The organism is Psychrobacter vallis (assembly GCF_904846715.1).
GTDB lineage: Bacteria > Pseudomonadota > Gammaproteobacteria > Pseudomonadales > Moraxellaceae > Psychrobacter > Psychrobacter vallis.
The window spans coordinates 21094-41276 of the sequence record NZ_CAJHBU010000009.1 but is presented as its reverse complement, the minus strand read 5'-3'; the positions used below and the strand labels follow the sequence as shown (position 1 = coordinate 41276).

Annotated in this window: 14 protein-coding genes; 13 read left to right on the top strand and 1 reads right to left on the bottom strand. The window is 46.1% G+C overall.

Annotated elements, in window-relative coordinates; all coding sequences use genetic code 11:
* Window positions 1-180: 180 nt before the first annotated feature.
* On the top strand, window positions 181-2403 hold the full coding sequence (locus tag JMY02_RS07470) for a PhoX family protein (RefSeq protein WP_201596775.1): 2223 nt from the start codon (window positions 181-183) through the stop codon (window positions 2401-2403).
* Window positions 2404-2709: 306 nt separating this feature from the next.
* Window positions 2710-4188 (top strand): alpha/beta fold hydrolase, encoded by a 1479-nt coding sequence (locus tag JMY02_RS07465; RefSeq protein WP_201596773.1) that lies wholly within the window; start codon window positions 2710-2712, stop codon window positions 4186-4188.
* Window positions 4189-4309: 121 nt separating this feature from the next.
* On the opposite strand, the gene hslO is transcribed toward JMY02_RS07465, so the two are convergent.
* Window positions 4310-5290: an Hsp33 family molecular chaperone HslO gene (gene hslO, locus JMY02_RS07460; protein ID WP_201596771.1), complete on the bottom strand. Its 981-nt coding sequence runs from the start codon at window positions 5288-5290 to the stop codon at window positions 4310-4312.
* 447 nt (window positions 5291-5737) lie between these two features.
* On the opposite strand from hslO, the gene JMY02_RS07455 reads away from it, so the two are divergent.
* The 11 genes from JMY02_RS07455 to JMY02_RS07405 all read left to right on the top strand — a co-directional run bounded on the left by JMY02_RS07455 (window position 5738) and on the right by JMY02_RS07405 (window position 20084).
* Entirely contained in the window at window positions 5738-6721 is a 984-nt protein-coding gene (locus JMY02_RS07455; RefSeq protein WP_201596769.1) for a glutamate/aspartate ABC transporter substrate-binding protein, read from the top strand.
* A gap of 96 nt (window positions 6722-6817) precedes the next feature.
* Complete coding sequence (locus JMY02_RS07450) at window positions 6818-7564, top strand: amino acid ABC transporter permease (RefSeq protein ID WP_021814336.1); 747 nt, start codon at window positions 6818-6820, stop codon at window positions 7562-7564.
* Complete coding sequence (locus JMY02_RS07445; RefSeq protein ID WP_021814335.1) at window positions 7561-8232, top strand: ABC transporter permease subunit; 672 nt, start codon at window positions 7561-7563, stop codon at window positions 8230-8232. The genes JMY02_RS07450 and JMY02_RS07445 overlap by 4 nt, the downstream gene beginning before the upstream one ends.
* Window positions 8233-8386: 154 nt before the next feature.
* Window positions 8387-9106, top strand: a complete 720-nt coding sequence (locus JMY02_RS07440) for an amino acid ABC transporter ATP-binding protein (RefSeq protein ID WP_201596926.1) — start codon at window positions 8387-8389, stop codon at window positions 9104-9106.
* Window positions 9107-9294: 188 nt separating this feature from the next.
* Window positions 9295-10554, top strand: coding sequence for an FAD-dependent oxidoreductase (locus JMY02_RS07435; RefSeq protein WP_201596767.1), 1260 nt, complete (start codon window positions 9295-9297; stop codon window positions 10552-10554).
* Window positions 10555-10925: 371 nt separating this feature from the next.
* Window positions 10926-12680 (top strand): AMP-binding protein, encoded by a 1755-nt coding sequence (locus tag JMY02_RS07430; protein WP_201596765.1) that lies wholly within the window; start codon window positions 10926-10928, stop codon window positions 12678-12680.
* A gap of 124 nt (window positions 12681-12804) precedes the next feature.
* A complete protein-coding gene (locus JMY02_RS07425) occupies window positions 12805-14415 on the top strand; it encodes a carboxyl transferase domain-containing protein (protein ID WP_201596763.1) in 1611 nt (536 codons plus the stop codon).
* Between the two features lie 199 nt (window positions 14416-14614).
* Complete coding sequence (locus tag JMY02_RS07420; RefSeq protein ID WP_201596761.1) at window positions 14615-15421, top strand: enoyl-CoA hydratase/isomerase family protein; 807 nt, start codon at window positions 14615-14617, stop codon at window positions 15419-15421.
* A 69-nt stretch (window positions 15422-15490) separates the two neighbouring features.
* Window positions 15491-17608 (top strand): acetyl/propionyl/methylcrotonyl-CoA carboxylase subunit alpha, encoded by a 2118-nt coding sequence (locus JMY02_RS07415; RefSeq protein ID WP_201596759.1) that lies wholly within the window; start codon window positions 15491-15493, stop codon window positions 17606-17608.
* A gap of 141 nt (window positions 17609-17749) precedes the next feature.
* Window positions 17750-18670: a hydroxymethylglutaryl-CoA lyase gene (locus JMY02_RS07410; protein ID WP_201596757.1), complete on the top strand. Its 921-nt coding sequence runs from the start codon at window positions 17750-17752 to the stop codon at window positions 18668-18670.
* 226 nt (window positions 18671-18896) lie between these two features.
* Window positions 18897-20084 (top strand): isovaleryl-CoA dehydrogenase, encoded by a 1188-nt coding sequence (locus tag JMY02_RS07405; protein ID WP_201596755.1) that lies wholly within the window; start codon window positions 18897-18899, stop codon window positions 20082-20084.
* Window positions 20085-20183 lie beyond the last annotated feature (99 nt).

Below are 20183 nucleotides of genomic sequence, written 5' to 3'. Positions count from 1 at the left end.
GGGATTTTTTTATGTCCGTGCATTTCTCATCATAATGCTTTTCGTTAGCATAACTTCAAAATGTCAACGTACTGTCACAAACTAGCATTAGACTAAGTCGTAATTCGTACTTTAGCGGTTAAAATTTTAAGCCGCAATCCTTTTTTCACGCCAATCCAGCCAACTGCAAGGTGACTGATAATGACATCATTAAATGATAAGCTAGAGCACGCCCACGAAATCGTTGAAGATTCGAACCATACCAATAATACCGACTTTCAGACCATTATTAGTCGTCGTTTAAACCGCCGTAGCATCTTGAAAGGTGGCACAGGATTGACGGCTGCCGCGTTCTTTGGGGCGCTACCTTTGGTTGGCTGTAGTGACGATGATGATAACAGTAGTAGCCCTATCGTAGAGAATGGCAATGATGCCGCGATCCCTGCACAAGGTGATTTAACACGCCCTGAAACCTTGAATTTTACGGCAGTAGCGCACTCAACTGCTGACATGATAACTGTGGCAGAAGGCTATAAAGCGGAAATGATATTACCGCTAGGCATGCCACTCATCTCTGGTATTGAGGACTGGAAAGACAACCGCGAGCAATCAGCAGAGTCATTTGAATGGCGCATGGGCGACAATCATGATGGTATGTGGTTCTTTGGCAAAAAAGGCAACGCATATGATGTCAAAGCCTCAGAAAACGGTCTGCTGGTCCTGAATCACGAATACGTAAATAGTGCTGAATTAAGCCCGTTTGGTTACCATGTCATTGAAGACGCTGATGCCGCTCCGATCTATCAAAATCGTCGCCTTGCCAGTGATGTGCGCCGTGAAGTCAACTGTCATGGCGTTTCGGTGGTTGAAATGACGCGCCGAGCGGATGGCAAAGGCTATGAAATGGTACCAAATTCTAAGTACAATCGCCGTGTCACCAGCAGTACGACCGCGCAATTGACTGGTCCTGTAGCAGGCTCTGATTTGGTGAAGACCAAATTTGATCCAACAGGCCACCAGACTCGCGGCATCAACAATAACTGCGGCGCAGGATTGTCACCTTGGGGCACGTACCTGACCTGCGAAGAAAACTTCTTAGGGGTATTTGCCCGTGGGCAAGATGCCAGTCAATTAAGCGCTGGGCAAAACTACGGTCGGGTGCGTTACGGAGCAACAGAAAACTTCCCTGGCTGGGAATATCTATGGCACACTCCTGATGCCAAAGATGCCACAATACCAGATGAGTTTTCACGCTGGGATATGACCGCTGTGGGGGCAAATGCCACTGAAGATTACCGTAATGGCTTTAATACTTTTGGTTATGTCACAGAGATTGACCCGTTTGATCAAAACTCTATCTCACAAAAGCGCACCGCGTTGGGACGTTTTGCCCATGAAAACTGTGCCTATGCGCCAGTTGAGCAAGGCAAACCTGTGGTCTTTTATATGGGCGATGATGCTCGCGGCGAATATATCTATAAGTTTGTCTCCAAGGCTGTATGGTCAAATAGTGATATCGGCGGTGGTCTAAAAGCAGGCGATAAGTATCTGGATGAAGGCACGTTATATGCCGCCATCTTCAATGAAGATGGTAGTGGTGAATGGAAAGCACTGGTCCATGGCCAAAATGGCTTGGATGCTTCTAATAGCGTACTGCCTTTCAATGGACAAGATGAAGTATTGGTCTTTGCCCGTGCAGCGGCTGATAAAGTTGGTGCTACCAAGATGGATCGACCAGAATGGGTATCAGTCAGCCCCATTACAGGCGAGGTATATATCACTTTGACCAACAATACCAATCGCGGTGTCAGAGATGATCAACCGCTTTCAGCCTCTAACCCACGTAGTTATCAAGCAAATGGTAAGCGAAGCGGTAATAAAAATGGTCATATCATTCGCTGGGCAGAAGCAGGCGGTGATCATGCAGCGACAAGCTTTGAGTGGGACATTTATCTGTTTGCTGCGCCAAGTGACTTGAGTGCCGAAAACTTATCAGGACTTAGCGACAGCAACGATTTGTCTTCCCCAGATGGATTGTACTTCGATCCGCGTGGCGTACTGTGGATACAGACGGATGACGGCGCTTATACCGATACCACTAGCTGCATGTTACTGGCTGCACTACCCGGTAAAGTGAGTGATGGTACAACCGTGACTACCTCAGCAGGACAACAAACGCGAGTGGGTATGCCTGCCAGTAACGACAATATCAAGCGTTTCTTTGTCGGTCCTAAAGGCTGCGAAGTGACGGGTATTGTCTTGACACCTGACTTTAAAACCCTCTTTATTAATATTCAACATCCAGACAATTGGGGTGCGGTTGCTGGAGGCAGTATACCTCGCTCAGCGACGGTGATGATTACCAAAGAAGATGGTGGTGTCATATTGGCAGAGTCATTTGATACTGAAAGTAGTGCCACGTAGAGAATTGCTAAGCACTTAATTGACAGCCACTTAGTTAATAGGTACTTAGTTAACAGACACTTAGTTAAACGGTTAACCAATAAAAATCCCAAGTGACTGCTTGGGATTTTTTTGATGGTTTTTATGACAGTAAAAAACCACTTTATATTAAAAAATAGACTGCCAAACGCTTTGGTAATCAACCTACATTTAAGTCAAATCATTCTCTTTTATTTACCGAGCTTAAAGGATAGTATATAAAATTATCCTTTTCGATGAATGTGCCAGTGTAATGTGCCTATCTAATGTACCAATGTGATGAATACTATGAGCCGTTCAAACTTATTTTATAACGATAGTGTCAGTGATGACATTGCTAACCATAACACCAATAATCAGCATGAGCTGGCGGCGCATTTTGCCTCAGATAATACCGTGCCATTACACAGTGATTTGTACGAGCAGATAGATCAGCTCGAAGCCATCGATGTGGATGATCTGGTCAAACTACTGGCAGATGATGGCAATGAAACAGCGATAACACCTGTTTCTATGACTGACTTTTTTGAAGGGTTGGCACAACTGGCGACCATGGGAGTGGTTGAGGTCACTGACATTGTAGAAGCCATTCACCGCGAAGTGATTTTACGGCCTTTGGGTCGTTTTAATGAGCGCCATCTGCTTAACTGGCCGCGCGGTATCACTGCGCGTATCTATGGCACGATACGTCATGTGATGCTGACGGTAGGCAAAAACTTAGCATCCGTGCTGCGATTGTATAAAAACACACTCAATCAAAAAACCGCTCAGCCACTGCCCGACACATTAAAAAAGCTGGTGAATGTATTAAATGGCGTCATGGGTGACCATCTTGTTAACCATCAAAATGCGCTGGCTATTCCGATGGTGCTATACGATATAGAGGGCAATCTGCAATGCCAAGCACTGTCAGGGCGTATTGTCATACTATGTCACGGGCTGTGCATGAGTCATTTAAGTTGGCAGTCGCAAGAACACAAAGGACTGGGCGATGCCATCAGCCAGAGTCAGCCAGATACGACGGTTTTATACCTTGATTATAATACGGGTCGGCGTATCTCGCGTAGTGGTCGTAACTTCTCTCAATTGCTGCAAGACTTGGTCGATAGTCACCCTGACATCAGCCAAATAGACTTGGTTGGTCACAGTATGGGTGGTTTGGTCTCTCGTAGTGCGCTGTTTTATGCAGAGCAAGAACACCTAGACTGGATCATGCGCGTGGGTAATTTGATCACATTGGGTGCGCCGCATCATGGTGCTGTGCTAGAACGTATTGGCAATCATGTACAGGATGTTATTGCCAAATTGCCGTTTGCAGGTTCGCTGGCCAAGCTTGGTGACATGCGTAGTGCGGGTATTATTGATTTGCGCCATGGCAGTATTCGTGATGCTGACTGGAGTGCGTTAGAGGGTCGTAGCGTGCTACCACAAGACTTTCGGCATCCTGCGGGTCTGCCAAGTGGTATCAAAACCTATTTTGTCGCCAGTGCTTTAATTGAGACACATTATGAGTCTAAAGTAACCAGCTTCTTGGGTGATGGTCTGGTATCAGTCGCATCGGCGCTGGGCGAGGACGATGAGGAACATGCGTTGTTTGTGCCAGATGGTCACAAAGCGGTGTTTTATGGCGTGAGTCATGTGAATCTAATCCATAGTAGAAGGGTGCGTGAACAAGTTGTTGAATGGTTGCTCGACAATGGACACAGCGATTATGCGGACAAACCGCGGATATATTCTTATCCTAGAAGTTTGGCGTTGGCATTATGAGACAGGTTTTTTTATTAACATTTTTAATTACGAATGTTTAAGATTCCAAAAACAAAAACCCCTAAGCATCACACTGAGGGGTTTTAAAATATATGTTTAAACCTAAATCTTTCGTAAAAAACTACTCAGCAAATATGGCGGCTACGTCGTCTTTATTAAATTTATAAACTTCACCGCAAAATCCGCAATCCATCTCAAACGTGCCGCCTTGCTCTTCGACGATATCTAAGGCTTCGGCTTCGCCAATTTGCTCGATTGCCATCTCACATTTCTCACGTGAGCAGGTGCAACCAAATGATAACGACACAGGGTCGGGCGCAACCACGTTTTCTTCATGGTACAAACGATACAGAATTTCGTTGGCATCAAGCTTGGTCAACTCTTCTGCTTTGACGGTTCGTGTCAAGACACTCAAGCGCGTCCATAAGTCATCATCGATACCCGCATCTTGGTTTTGCTCGACTTCATAGGTTTCCTCAGCCGTACGCGGCAACATTTGCACCAATATACCACCTGCCTGCAAGCCATCAGACGCCAAGTTAATCAGCGTTGGAATCTGTGCCGATTGTTTTTGATAATGTGCCAAGCAGTCCGCCAGATTGTCATGACTACGCTCAACGATACCTTGATACGGCTCGCCGCCTTCAGGCTGAATATTGATAAACAAAACGCCTTGTCCCGTTGCACCCAGCTCCGCAAATGCCTCTTTGGCATGGGTCATATTGTCCCACGCCTGCACTTGCTCGTCGGTTTCGCCTTTCCAGCTGGCAAGCGCACGAATGATGCCGTCTTGGTCACACTCTGCCATCGCCCAATTGAGCAAGCTGTCGCTGTCCGATGACTGCAGTTGAATGGACAGATGACCATTGATTTTGACCGTACTGATCAGCAAGCTTGCTGCGGTCAGCATTTCACCCAGTAAACGTTTAAGCGCTTCAGGATAAGGCTTTTGGGCAATCGTGCTCGCATAGCTGCGTGATAGACGCACCACATCACCGCGCACGGGAGAGTCTTCAATAAAAAAACGTTGGCGTACGTCATTGTCATTATGATTGACAGCGCTTTGGCTGTCCGTATTGGGGACTTGGATATCTTGTGTCATAGGTCATTAGCAGTATTAAGAAGTTGTTAACTTTATGGGGATTACTCGTGATTTATCAATCGTCTTTGGTATAGTCCATCCGCTATAAAATAAATATAGTACATTATGATGGTTGTAACTCTTTCAGCTAGGATTGGCTATAGATTGCTTAGCCGTTTAAACGTATTTATACCGGATAAATCTACTAAATAGCGACATGTGTCATTGGCGATGTATCCAAATCTATTGCGGCGTCATTGAAGTGAATAAGTCAGAATGGTGAAAATAGTAGTCTCATTAAAAAAAGTTTACCCACACCCGCTAATTTGTTGTACAGTAACATTAAGTTGCATTGTGATAAACAACAGCAACAACCACATGGATGCGTGGCAATAAGGTCGATTGATAAGACCTGTGTGTCAAAGCACTCATTCAATCTTGTGATAATGTGATAAAAGGATGTGTTTCATGAGCTATCTACTCTCCAAACCGTTGACTTTGGCTGCTTTTATGGCACTCGGCTTAGTCGGTTGTAACAACAGCAACCAAACGCCAACTGATGCCGCAGCAACAGGCGATGCCACGAACACCGAAGCCGCCTCAAATGCCAATGGCACTCTCCAAAAAATCAAAGACTCTGGCACCATCGTCGTCGGTCACCGTGACTCTTCTATTCCCTTTTCTTATATCGCTGACGATCCCAACCAGCCAATTGGTTATGCGCATGATTTGGAAATGAAAGTGGTTGAAGCTGTGAAGCAAAAGCTAAACATGCCAGATCTCAAGATTCGTTATAACTTGGTGACCTCGCAAACGCGTATTCCATTGGTACAAAACGGTACGGTCGATTTTGAGTGTGGCTCAACCACCAACAACGAAGAGCGTCAAAAACAAGTGGCGTTCTCTAACGGCTTCTTTGAAATTGGTACACGTCTACTCACCAAGTCAGACTCGGGTATTCAAGACTTTGCTGATCTAAAAGGCAAAACCTTAGTCACCACAGCGGGAACGACTTCAGAGCGTTATATTCGTCAATTCAATGACGAAAATAAAATGGATATCAATATCATTTCAGCAAAAGACCATGGCGAAAGCTTCTTGATGTTAGAAAATGGCCGCGCTGATGCCTTTATGATGGATGACGTGCTGCTGGCGGGCGAAAAAGCCAAAGCAAAAAATCCTGATGAATGGGTCATTGTTGGTGAGCCACAATCGTTTGAGATTTATGGTTGCATGATGCGCAAAGACGACCCAGAGTTCAAAGCAGTGGTCGATGAAGCTCTGACCAATGTCTTTAGCTCAGGCGAGATCAATAGCATTTATGACAAATGGTTCTTGAACCCAATTCCACCAAAAAATGTCAATCTAAACTTTGAGATGTCTGACAACTTAAAAACTTTGATTGCCAGTCCTCACGATAGTGCGGAGCCAAAAGCCGCACCTGCACAGTAATAATTGTCTTTCAACATCGTTTGCTTACGTATTCAGACTGACATAAATAGTGTGTCTGATGCGTAGGCTTCGCAATCGCTGCTCGGAGAGACAAGCATGAATTATAGCTGGAACTGGGGTGTGCTCTTTGAGCAGACTGGTATTGGTAACGAGCTTTATATCCATTGGATGATTACCGGTCTTGGCTGGCTGTTATTGATTGGCAGTATCGCATGGGTTATCGCCATGGTCGTGGGTACGATCTTTGGCATCATGCGCACCTTGCCCAATAAAACCGCACGTGCAATTGGTACGGCTTATGTGACGTTTTTTCGTAATATTCCACTGCTTGTTCAGTTGTTTTTTTGGTTTTACATTGCGCCAGGTTGGCTCACGCCCACCATACAAGAGTGGTGGTATAAGGGCTTGTCACCAAATACCTCAGCCATGTTGTCAGCGAGTATCGGTCTGGGTTTATTTACAGCTGCGCGTATCGTCGAGCAGGTACGGACGGGTATTGAGTCGTTGCCCGACGGTCAGATTAACGCGGCTTATGCTTTGGGTTTTAGTATTCCACAAGTCTACAAGGAAGTGTTGCTACCGCAAGCCTTTCGTATTATCTTGCCGCCGCTTAGCTCTGAGCTGACCAACTGCTTCAAAAACGCTTCTGTCGCCTCATTAGTGGGGGTGATGGAGCTGATTAGCCAAACCAAAACCATTAGCGAATATACCCAAAACAGCATCGAGATTTATACCTATGCGACGATTGTCTATTTGGTTTTTAATCTGTCCTTGATTGCGATTATGGGTTTGATCGAGCGTAAGTTGCGAGTACCTGGGCTGATTGCAGGAGGTCAGAAATGAACATGATGACCGAATTAGCAACGGCCTATCCCGGCTTGATGGGCGGGATGATTACCACCTTAAAAGTGCTGTTTTTGGCGATTATTGGGGGTATCAGTTTAGGAACGGTATTGGCCTTGATGCGTTTGTCTGGTATCAAAGCACTGGAGATACCGGCGAAGTTATACGTCAATTACTTTCGTTCTGTGCCGCTGCTACTGGTACTACTATGGTTTTATTTTGCTGTACCGATGATCTATTTTTGGATAGCAGGTAAATACCTGCAACTTGATGCCGCTTTTGCCTCTTGTGTGGTTGCCTTTATGATGTTTGAAGCCGCGTACTTTTCAGAAGTGGTACGGGCGGGTATTCAGTCGATTGGTAGTGGGCAGGTCAATGCCGCAAAAGCCTTGGGCATGACTTATGGACAAACCATGCGTTTGGTGATTTTGCCACAAGCGTTTCGCAAAATGCTGCCATTGATTTTGCAGCAATGTATTATTTTATTCCAAGACACGACATTGGTATTTGCCATTGGCCTGACGGATTTTTTCCGCGCCGCTTATGTTCGTGGCGAGTTGATGGGATTGCTGACTCCTTATATATTAGGTGCTGGTGCGGTTTATTTTATCATCAGTTTGAGCGCCTCCATTGGTGTGCAGCGGCTACAAAAACGTTTGAGGTTTTAGGGCGTGTTGATCTTATTTCACACCGATTATTAATGACAATTATCAAAAACAATGTGGTTAGGAGCCAGTAATGAGCAATGCTGATACGTATATAAATGCTTTTGGTGGACTGGTCACCAATAATGGTCATGCGAGCGACGAGATAGTCATTCAAATGAGTGATGTCAGCAAATGGTATGGCGACTTTCAGGTGCTAAAGGACTGTACCGCCCATGTGCATAAAGGCGATGTGGTCGTTGTTTGTGGCCCATCGGGTAGTGGTAAGTCGACTTTAATCAAGACTGCCAACGGACTTGAGCCCTTTCAAAAAGGTCAGATTATGGTCAATGGTATCTCTGTTGGTGACTCAAAGACCAATTTACCCAAATTACGTAGCCGTGTCGGCATGGTATTTCAGCATTTTGAGTTGTTTCCGCATTTGACTATTATTGATAATTTGACCGTGGCGCAGATCAAAGTGTTGGGCCGCAAAGAATCTGAGGCTAAGCAAAAGGCAATGGCGTATTTAGATCGCGTTGGCCTAACGGTACAAGCGGCCAAATATCCAGCAGAGCTATCTGGTGGTCAGCAGCAGCGCGTAGCCATTGCTCGTGCGCTGGCGATGGATCCAGTGGCGATGCTGTTTGATGAACCAACCTCAGCGCTTGATCCTGAGATGATTCAAGAGGTACTCGATGTCATGGTGGAGCTGACTCGTGATGGCATGACGATGATGTGTGTCACTCATGAAATGGGCTTTGCCAGTCAGGTGGCCAATCGGATCATCTTTATGGATGAAGGTAGTATCGTCGAAAACTGCAGTAAGGATGAGTTTTTTGAAGGGGCAAAAAGTGATCGTGCGCAATTGTTCTTATCGAAAATTTTGAATCATTAAATATAAGTTATATTTTTTGTTTTATTTAAAGTATTTATAAAAAGCGTCTAATCACTAGGCGCTTTTTTGTGGGAAATGATATAGACACGCAATTTGGATACGTATGTGAGTGTTCATCTGTTTACTGGTACAATGGCTGCCATTATTATTGATAATTAAAATAATTCATAAACCTTATTGGAGTTCCTATGAGTGTAGAAAACCCATCTTTAGCATCAACTACAGCATCAAAAAAAGGTGTCGTCATCATTGGTGCTGGACTAGCGGGTTGGCACGTCATTGATGCCATTCGTGCGAAAGATGCAGAGATTCCAATTACCTTGGTCACATCTGACAACGGTGATCGTTATCATAAGCCAATGCTGACCATGGCGATCAGTCAAAACAAACGCGCATCAGACTTGGTACGGGCGACAGGTAGTGATGCGGCAAAGACTGCGCAAGTGACTTTGCTTGCCAATACACAGGTCACAGATATTGATACGACCACTCAACAGTTACAACTCATCTCTGCTAACAGGCCAGATCCAGCCAACACGGATTATGCCACTATCAGTTATGGCAAGTTAGTACTAGCGATGGGCGCGCATCCTATTTTCCCCAAAAGTTTGCCGCAAGATTTGGTCTGGCATGTCAATCATATTGAGCGCTTTGGACAGCTTCAAGAAAAGCTAGCCACGGGCAGTCAGCATGTCGCTATTGTTGGGGCTGGCATGGTTGGAACTGAGATTGCAGAAGATTTACTCAAAGCGGGGCATCAAGTGACATTGATTGACCTAAATGACGCGCCACTCTCGCAAATGCTACCGCCAAAAGCGACCGCCCGTATCGCCCAAGCCGTGAAATCACAAGGCATTAACTTTTTGGGTGGTTATCAAGTATCTGAAGTCACTCGTATTAGTGGTGGTGACAATGGCAATGAGAGCGAAGGTAAGCTACAAGTCAGCTATGAGCCGCTAGCATCAAATGTAGACAGTAGCATCGCTGCGCAATCTGAGACAGTAATCGTTGATCATGTGATTGCTAGTACTGGTCTGACCGTTGATGATAAATTGCCAACCGCTGCTGGTGTTGAGTTTGATCGTCGTACGGGCATCGTGGTTGATGCAACGACATTGCGTACTGATACCTCAAACATCTACGCCATTGGTGACTGTATGTCTATCAATGGTGTTGCGTGCCGCTATGTCGCCCCGTTACGGGCACAAGCTGCGACCATCGCTGATGATATTTTGGGTCACGAGCATAGCGGCTATGACCATAAGCCACCGATGATTCGCCTAAAAAACAAAGCCATCTCTGTGATGGTGACGGGTGTGCCAAACGCGGCTGGCAATTGGCAAGTGAAGACTGAAAATGAAGATGAGCTCATCATGGACTTGCTCGATGATAATGATGCAGTTAGTGCAACCGTCACTATCAAAGCACCTGCCACACCAAAAGCATAGTAATAGAGATACGGTCTTTTGAGAAATATGCATCGGTGCATAGTTTATAAGAAATGCTTTTAAGAAGTCCTTTATAAAATACTATCCTTAAATTGCGATTTAAAAAGACAGTTTTGAGCGCCAAGCCAGTCACATACTAAATAATGTGATTGGCTTTTTTGTGTCAAATAATTGTCATGCCTTCATGCTATGCTTTTCCAAGTTAAGATTTTGCGTGACCAATTAAATGATACGCATTGTATTGATATTGTTGACAGGCTTTCATTTATGGCGGTATAGTAGCTAGATGCTATGCGAGACCTGATCAAGGAAGACGGTTTTCTCGCAAGCCATCAACAAGCACCATAAAAAGTAAAACGAAAGGACTCGTTATGACTCAAACCCCTGATTTTGACAATATTCTAAATACTATTCCTAGTATCAATATGGGCGCCCGCTCGGCAAATGCACCCCTTACCCAAAGTTATGACAAAGGTCCTGATGTGCCGCTGATTGAAGCGACCATTGGTGATTTCTTTGATGCCATTGTTTTTAAATATCCTGAACGTGAAGCATTGGTTTCTCGCCATCAAAATATCCGCTGGACATATCGTGAGCTACAGCAACAAGTCAACCAGCTAGCCAGTAGTATGATTGAGATGGGACTTGAGATTGGCGATCGCATCGGTATTTGGTCACATAACAATGCTGAATGGCTATTGATGCAATTGGCGACTGCCAAAGTCGGCGTTATCCTCGTCAATATTAATCCTGCCTATCGTACTTTTGAGCTGCAATATGCCTTGAATAAATTGGGTTGTTCGGCTCTCGTCCTGATGCGTCATTTCAAAAGCAGCGATTACGCCAGTCTGATCCGCGAGTTGTGTCCTGAGATTTATCATAAAGACTATACACAGCTCGATTTGGTCGAGATTCCGACGATTGAGCGTATTATTTGGATTGATGAGCCAGAGTCGGATGAGACGTTCGATTTTATGCAGAAGTTCTCGGCATGGATGAGTGAGGGTGATGCCAATGATCCACGGGTTGCTGAGCGTCAAGCACAGCTTAAAAATACTGATGCCATTAATGTGCAGTTCACCAGTGGTACGACGGGCACGCCAAAAGGCGCGACCTTAAGCCATCGTAATATCTTAAATAACGGTTATTTTATCGGTGAGGCCATGAATCTCACTGAGGAAGACAGACTGTGCATTCCTGTACCGTTATATCACTGTTTTGGTATGGTACTTGGTAACTTAGCCATTTTAACGCATGGTGGCTGTATCGTTTATCCGAATGACGGTTTTGAGCCATTATCAGTCCTGCAAGCGGTCGAAGAAGAAAAATGTACCGGTCTGCATGGCGTACCAACGATGTTTATCGCAGAACTTGATCACCCTGAGTTTGATAACTTTGATTTATCGACCTTACGTACTGGCATCATGGCAGGCTCTAGCTGCCCAATTGAAGTCATGCGCCGCGTCATTGATAAAATGCACATGCAGGAAGTGACCATCGCTTATGGCATGACTGAGACCAGTCCGGTGTCTTGTCAAACCAATGAACATACGCCACTTGAAAAGCAAGTATCTACTGTTGGGCTCGTTCAGCCAGCGCTTGAGGTAAAAGTCGTAGATACTGAGACTGGCGAGATTGTGCCATTGGGCGAGACGGGCGAGCTACTCACGCGTGGTTATTCGGTGATGAAAGGCTACTGGGGCAGTCGTTTTAAAACACGCGCGTCCATTCAAGATGGCTGGATGCTGACAGGTGATTTGGCAACGATGGATGAGGACGGCTATGTCAAAATCGTTGGTCGTAGTAAAGATATGGTCATTCGCGGCGGGGAAAACATTTATCCGGTAGAAATCGAAAACTACCTCTATCGTCATCCTAAAATTCGTGACGTACAAATCGTCGGCATACCAGATGAGCGTTATGGCGAGGTATTGGCGGCGTGGATCATTGCGAAAGAAGCGGACAGTTTGACTGAGGAAGAAGTGCGTCAGTTCTGTCATGAGCACATTGCCCATTATAAAGTACCGACCTATTATCGCTTCGTGACTGAGTACCCGATGACCATCACTGGCAAAATTCAGAAATATAAAATCATTGAGCAGATGAAAGAAGAGTTAGGTCTATAACAGGCACTCTATTGCATCTGTTACCTCATCTATTATTTATGTGAGTAAAAACGAAAATAGATAGGTGAGTGAAAACGACAATAAAAAAGTTACTCGCATTTATGTATTAAAGAAAAGGGATATCATGAGCGCTATCATAACCAGTAAACTGAGTCCAAACGCTGCTGAATTTCAGCAAAACAGCGCTGCTATGCAAGCTGTGGTGGATGACTTATATGTGCACCTGCGTAAAGTCGCTCAGGGCGGATCGGAGCGGGCACGAGCCAAGCATTTAGCGCGTGGCAAACTGTTACCGCGTGAGCGTGTCGAGCGCTTGCTGGATGTCGGCACGTCATTTTTAGAAGTAGCACCAATGGCGGCGCACAACATGTATGGCGAAGATATTCCGGCAGCTGGCGTGATTGCGGGTATCGGTCGCATCAACGGTATCGAGTGCATGATTGTCTGTAATGACGCCACGGTAAAAGGCGGCACTTATTATCCAATGACAGTCAAAAAGCATTTACGCGCACAAGAAGTTGCACAAGAAAATCATTTACCCTGCGTCTATTTGGTCGATTCTGGCGGCGCAAACTTGCCCAACCAAGATGAGGTATTCCCTGATAAAGAGCACTTTGGTCGTATCTTTTTTAATCAAGCCAACCTCAGTGCGGCAGGCATTCCCCAAATTGCAGTGGTCATGGGCAGCTGTACGGCTGGCGGGGCATACGTGCCTGCGATGAGCGATGAGTCTATTATTGTCAAAGACCAAGGCACGATATTTTTGGGTGGTCCGCCACTCGTCAAGGCGGCAACAGGCGAAGAGGTCACCGCAGAGGACTTGGGCGGCGGCGATGTACATACTCGTCTGTCAGGTGTGGTCGATCATTTGGCCCAGAACGACACGCATGCGTTATCGATAGCCCGTAATATCGTCAGCCATCTAAACCGTCCTGCTAAAAATATTCCCAATCAAATCACACCGCGTCCACCGCGCTATGATGCCAAAGAACTATACGGTGTCATTCCAACCGATAAGCGTAAGCCTTTTGATATTAAAGAAATCATTGCCCGTATCGTCGATGACAGCGCCTTTGACGAGTTTAAAGCGCGTTTTGGCACGACGTTGGTTTGTGGATTCGCGCATATTGAAGGGATGCCTGTTGGTATTATTGCCAATAACGGGATTCTTTTTAGTGAGTCAGCGCAAAAAGGTACGCATTTCATTGAGCTGTGCTGTAAGCGCAAAATTCCACTCATATTCCTACAAAATATCACCGGATTTATGGTCGGGCGTAAATACGAAAACGAAGGTATTGCTCGTCATGGTGCCAAAATGGTGATGGCGGTGGCCAATGCCAAAGTGCCAAAATTTACCGTCATTGTTGGTGGTTCATTTGGTGCAGGTAACTATGGCATGTGTGGTCGTGCGTACAGCCCGCGTTTCTTATGGATGTGGCCAAATGCGCGCATCTCTGTCATGGGCGGTGAGCAAGCAGCATCGGTACTGGCAACGGTCAAACGTGATAACTTTGATCGCAAAGGCGAGGCATGGAGTGACGAAGATGAAGCGGCCTTTAAAGCTCCAATTCGTGAAATGTATGAAGAGCAAGGACATCCGTACTATGCCACTGCTCGGCTTTGGGATGATGGTGTGATTGATCCTGCTGATACTCGTAATGTATTGGCATTGGCGCTTAGTGCGTCTCATAACGCGCCGATTGAAGAGACGACCTTTGGTGTCTTTAGGATGTAGCTGTTTAGATAAATGCTTATCTGAAAGTCGCTATCGACTAGGTTAGTTATTAAGCTATGTCAGTCATTAAAAAGTCAAAATTTATGTTTATAGTGGCGTGTGGCAGACAAATAGGGCTAAGACAATAGCCACACTCAGCCATCGGGCATTTATCAAAATACAATATAGTTGGATCAATATAAAAGGAATACCACGAGTCATGCAAAAAGAGACGAGTAATTATAATAGCTTGTTAGTAAATATCCAACAACACGTGGCAACGGTGACGTTAAATCGTCCTGAGATACGCAACGCTTTTAATGATGAAATGATTAGCGAGTTGACCGAGGTATTTGCTGATTTGGGTAGCGATGGCAATGTGCGCGTCATTGTCTTAGCAGCCGCTGGCAAGGTGTTTTGTGCCGGTGCGGATCTTAATTGGATGCGCGCCATGGCAGATTATAGCTATGACGAAAACCTAGCCGACGCTGATAAATTGGCGCAAATGCTCAAGACCATTTATGAATGTCCTAAGCCAACGATTGCGGCTATTCAAGGCGATGTTTATGCCGGAGGTATGGGTTTGGTCGCTGTTTGTGATGTGGCTATCGCCGTTAAGATTGCCAATTTTTGCTTAAGTGAAGTACGTTTGGGACTCGCACCTGCCACTATTAGTCCTTATGTCATCAGAGCGATGGGTGCTAGAACCGCACAGCGATACTTCTTAAGTGCAGAAGTGTTCGATGCCAAAAAAGCACGTCAGCTTGGCTTCATCCATGAGCGCGTCAGCGAAGAGTGGCTGGCTGATGAGGTCGCTGCGTTTTGTGCCAAAGTCGTTAAGAACAGTCCTGATGCGGTCAAAACCTGCAAGCAACTATTACATGATGTCGCTGGTGCACCCATTACTGATGAGTTGATTGCTCATACCGTCAAAGGGATTGCTGATATCCGCTCGTCAACACAAGGTAAGGAAGGCGTACAAGCCTTTTTGCAAAAGCGCAAGCCGGATTGGCTGATAGCAGATTAACTGACAGCAGAATAATGATAGATACATAGACAAGACGTTACATAAAAATGATAAGACACAGGGATAGTTATGTTTTCTAAAATTCTAATCGCCAACCGTGGTGAAATTGCTTGCCGAGTGGCCGCGACAGCCAAGCGTTTGGGCATCAGTACCATCGCTGTGTATTCCGATGCAGACCGCGGGGCCAAGCATGTGGCTGTCTGTGATGAGGCCATCTATCTGGGTGGCTCTGCCCCAAAAGACAGCTACCTAAAAGGCGATGCTATTATTGCCATCGCTAAAGAAACGGGCGCACAAGCGATCCACCCAGGCTATGGGTTCTTAAGTGAAAATGCAGATTTTGCGCAAGCCTGTCAAGATGCGGGTTTGGTCTTTATTGGTCCATCAGCGGATGCTATTCGCGCGATGGGCGGCAAGTCCGAGTCTAAGCGCTTGATGGAGTCCGCTGGCGTGCCGCTGATACCGGGCTATCATGGTGACAATCAAGACGCGCAATTTTTGCAGCAGCAAGCAGATGATATTGGCTATCCTGTACTGATCAAAGCGAGTGCGGGCGGCGGCGGTAAAGGCATGCGTATTGTGGAGCAAAGCAGTGACTTTGTTGACCTACTAGACTCGTGTCGCCGTGAAGCAATTACCAGTTTTGGCAACGATCAAGTATTGGTCGAAAAGTACGCGCTAAAACCACGCCATATCGAAATCCAAGTATTCGGTGATACGCATGGCAATTACGTGCATCTGTTTGAACGTGATTGCTCCGTGCAGCGCCGCCATCAAAAAGTATTAGAAGAAGCTCCAGCTCCAGGTGTTGATACTGCCATGCGTGAAGCAATGGGAACAGCGGCAATCGAAGCGGCTCGAGCGGTTGCTTATGTAGGCGCTGGCACGGTCGAGTTTATCGTGGAGCAACGCGAGGATTCCATGAATTTTTATTTTATGGAGATGAATACGCGCTTGCAAGTTGAACATCCGGTTAGCGAAGCCATTACTGGTGTTGATTTGGTCGAGTGGCAGCTGTTGGTTGCCGCAGGTCAGCCATTGCCAATGGCGCAAGATAAGCTGGTTATCAATGGTCATGCAATTGAGGCGCGTATTTGTGCCGAAAACCCTGACAATAATTTTTTACCAGCGACGGGGACGTTGTTTACTTATCAAAAACCCGAGCACAGCACCTTTAGCATCAATGATGTGCGTATCGACGATGGCGTACGCGAGGGCGATGTGATCAGTCCTTTTTACGACTCTATGATTGCTAAACTTATCGTGCATGCACCCACACGCGAGCAAGCGCTAGCGAGACTTGATCGCGCCTTGGCACAGACACGTATTGTGGGTTTGCCAAACAACGTGGCGTTTTTGCGTTATATTTTGAATACAGATTCATTTAGCGGGGCCAATCTGGATACCGCGTTGATTGAACGCGAGCGGGACGTGCTTTTTGATCAGCATCCTCTTGGGTTATCGACGCTTGCTGTGACAGCGATTACGCAGCAGCTTGCCAGTGAAGCCACCGCGCAAAGCTCTAATACAGACCCGTTTAGTAAGCCTACTGGTTTCCGTGCCTATAATGATTATACAAGGTCGTTTAGTTTGGTTTATGACGAGCAGTCCTACAGCGCTCGCATCAGCAATTGGCACAATGCGAGCTACTCTGATAGTAAAAAAGGTAGTGATAACCTCAGCAGTTTTTCACTTGTTATTGAAAAAGAAACCGCGAATATGCAGGATAACAGCAATATTAATGTGGCTGCCCGAACCGAAACGGTTTATGAAGGGCAAGTCAGCTATGACAGCCGTGATGCGCACCATCATACCTTGTGGTTAGAGGGCGCACGTATCAACGCCCAAAGCTGGGTACACAATGAGACGGTCTATGCCTTTACAGATGGTGGACGCCATGAGATCAAACTCATTGATATCATGGCGCATGTGGGCGAGGACACGGCAGCTGTCGGTAGCTTAAAGTCACCGATGCCAGGGCAAGTTGTTTCCTTTAAAGTAGCGATAGGCGACACGGTCAAAAAAGGTGAGCCACTTGCCGTCATCGAAGCCATGAAAATCGAACACACCATTACCGCACCCACTGATGGCGTGGTAGCAGAGTTGTTGTTTGCAGCAGGCGACTTGGTTGCTGATGGTGATGAGCTGTTGCGCATCGATAGTGAAGATATATGCAGTTCGAAATAAAATCGATACGTTAATAGTTCTGTGCGACTGGTATAAATGTTCCTTGCGTGCTGCTAATACAGAGGCTGCGAAACATTCATCACAGTCGCCCTGTATCGCTTTAAAGTGAATCGATTACAGTCAGTAAAGAGGATAACAAAAATGAGTCACTCATATCCAGACCACGTCTCAATCGTTGATGTCAGTCCCCGTGATGGACTACAAAACGAATCGATGACGGTACCGACGGCGATCAAACAAGCATTAGTCAATGATCTGATCGCAGCAGGTATCAAAAAGTTAGAAGTCACCAGTTTTGTGTCACCAAAGTGGGTACCACAAATGGGGGACAACAGCGCGTTACTCGGGGCGCTGGAGCCTACAAGGAATGCAGAGGTTTGTTACTCAGTTCTAGTGCCAAACATGCGCGGTTTTGAGAATGCTATAGCGTACCGTCCGGATGAAATCGTTATTTTTGGCTCGGCAAGTGAAACCTTTAGTCAAAAAAACATCAATTGTAGTATCGACGAGAGCATTGAGCGTTTCGCACCCGTTGCTGCTGCTGCAAAAGCGCAAGGTATCAAAGTACGTGGCGTTATTTCTTGTACCGTCGGTTGCCCTTATGAAGGTGAGATTGCTCCCAGTCAAGTGGCCTATGTCACCAAACGTCTGCTTGAGATTGGTTCAGAGCAAATCGGCATTGCTGATACGATTGGGGTTGGTACGGCGCTTAAAGTCCAACGGGCGTTGCATGCTGCATTAGAGTATGCGGATATCGCCATGTTATCAGGGCACTTTCATGATACCTACGGTCAAGCATTAAGCAATACCTTGGCTGCCCTACAAATGGGCGTCAGTGAATTTGATACCTCAGTGGCAGGACTGGGCGGTTGTCCGTATGCCAAAGGGGCCACGGGTAATGTCGCAACCGAAGACGTCGTTTACATGCTGCATGGTATGGGTATCAGCACGGGTATTGATTTAGATAAACTGGTCGTGGCAGGCGAGCGTATTAGTGAGTTTTTGGGACGTGCTAACGGCTCAAACGTTGCCCGCGCCTTAATCAATAAGCGTCAGTCTTAACCAATATATAATTTATTTACTTTAAAACCAATATAAGTGCTACTGGAGTAAATTTTTCGCAGCCTCTGTCACGCTTGCGAACAGCAAGCAAGAAAAATTAGCACCAGTAGCACGGGATTATTAACGTATCGGCTTTACTTAGAATTGACTATGACATCAAAAATGAAGTGGTTTGAAAAGTAGATTAAAATTTAAGCGTTAAAATATTTATACACAAGGAATGGTTATGAGTTTACCTGGATTGAATTTTCAGCTTGGTGAAGATATCGATGCGTTACGCGATGTCGTTCAGCAGTTTGCAGCAAACGAAATCGCCCCACGTGCCAGCGAAATCGATAGTAGTGATCAATTCCCCATGGATTTGTGGCAAAAAATGGGCGATCTCGGTCTACATGGCATCACCGTCCCTGAAGAGTATGGCGGTGCAGATATGGGCTACGTCGCGCATATGGTTGCGATGGAAGAGATTAGCCGCGCTTCTGCCTCTGTAGCACTGAGCTATGGCGCACATTCGAATTTGTGTATCAATCAAATCAAACGCAATGGCTCTGAGGCACAAAAACAAAAATACCTGCCCAAGCTGGTCAGTGGTGAGTTCATTGGGGCGCTGGCAATGAGTGAAACCGGTGCTGGCTCAGACGTCGTCAGTATGAAGCTCAAAGCAGAAGAAAAAAATGGCAGCTATGTGTTAAACGGCAGCAAAATGTGGATTACCAATGGCCCCGATGCCGATGTGATGGTGGTCTATGCCAAGACCAATCCTGAGCTTAGTGCCAAAGGCATGACGGCCTTTATCGTTGAAAAAGGCATGGAAGGTTTTGGCACTGCGCAAAAGCTCGACAAACTCGGTATGCGCGGTAGCCATACGGGTGAGATGACCTTTAATAATGTCGAAGTGCCAAGCGACAATATCTTGGGCGGCCTCAATGAAGGCGTGAAAGTGCTGATGAGCGGACTAGATTACGAGCGCGCCGTATTGGCAGCAGGCCCTATCGGTATCATGCAGGCAGTGATGGACAATGTCGTGCCTTATATTCATGACCGTAAGCAATTCGGTCAAGCCATTGGTGAGTTCCAGCTCATTCAAGGTAAAGTGGCGGATATGTATACGATACTGCAAGCAGGACGCAGCTTCTTATACACGGTGGGCAAAAACCTCGATATGCTAGACGCGCGCGGTGCTGGTCACAGCCGAGAAGTGCGCAAAGATTGTGCCAGCGTGATCTTATGGTGTGCCGAAAAAGCCACTTGGATGGCGGGTGAGGGTATTCAAATATTTGGTGGCAATGGTTATACCAACGAGTATCCGCTTGGTCGCTACTGGCGTGATGCCAAGCTCTATGAGATTGGCGCGGGCACCAGCGAGATCCGCCGTATGCTGATCGGTCGAGAGCTGTTTAATGAGACTAAGTAGTATTGAAGTATAACGGTCTTATTAGTGATTTCTTAAATTCGGCGTAACCATATTAGCTTAAGACAACGGCTGGTCAATAATGAACAATTGTGCTAAGGT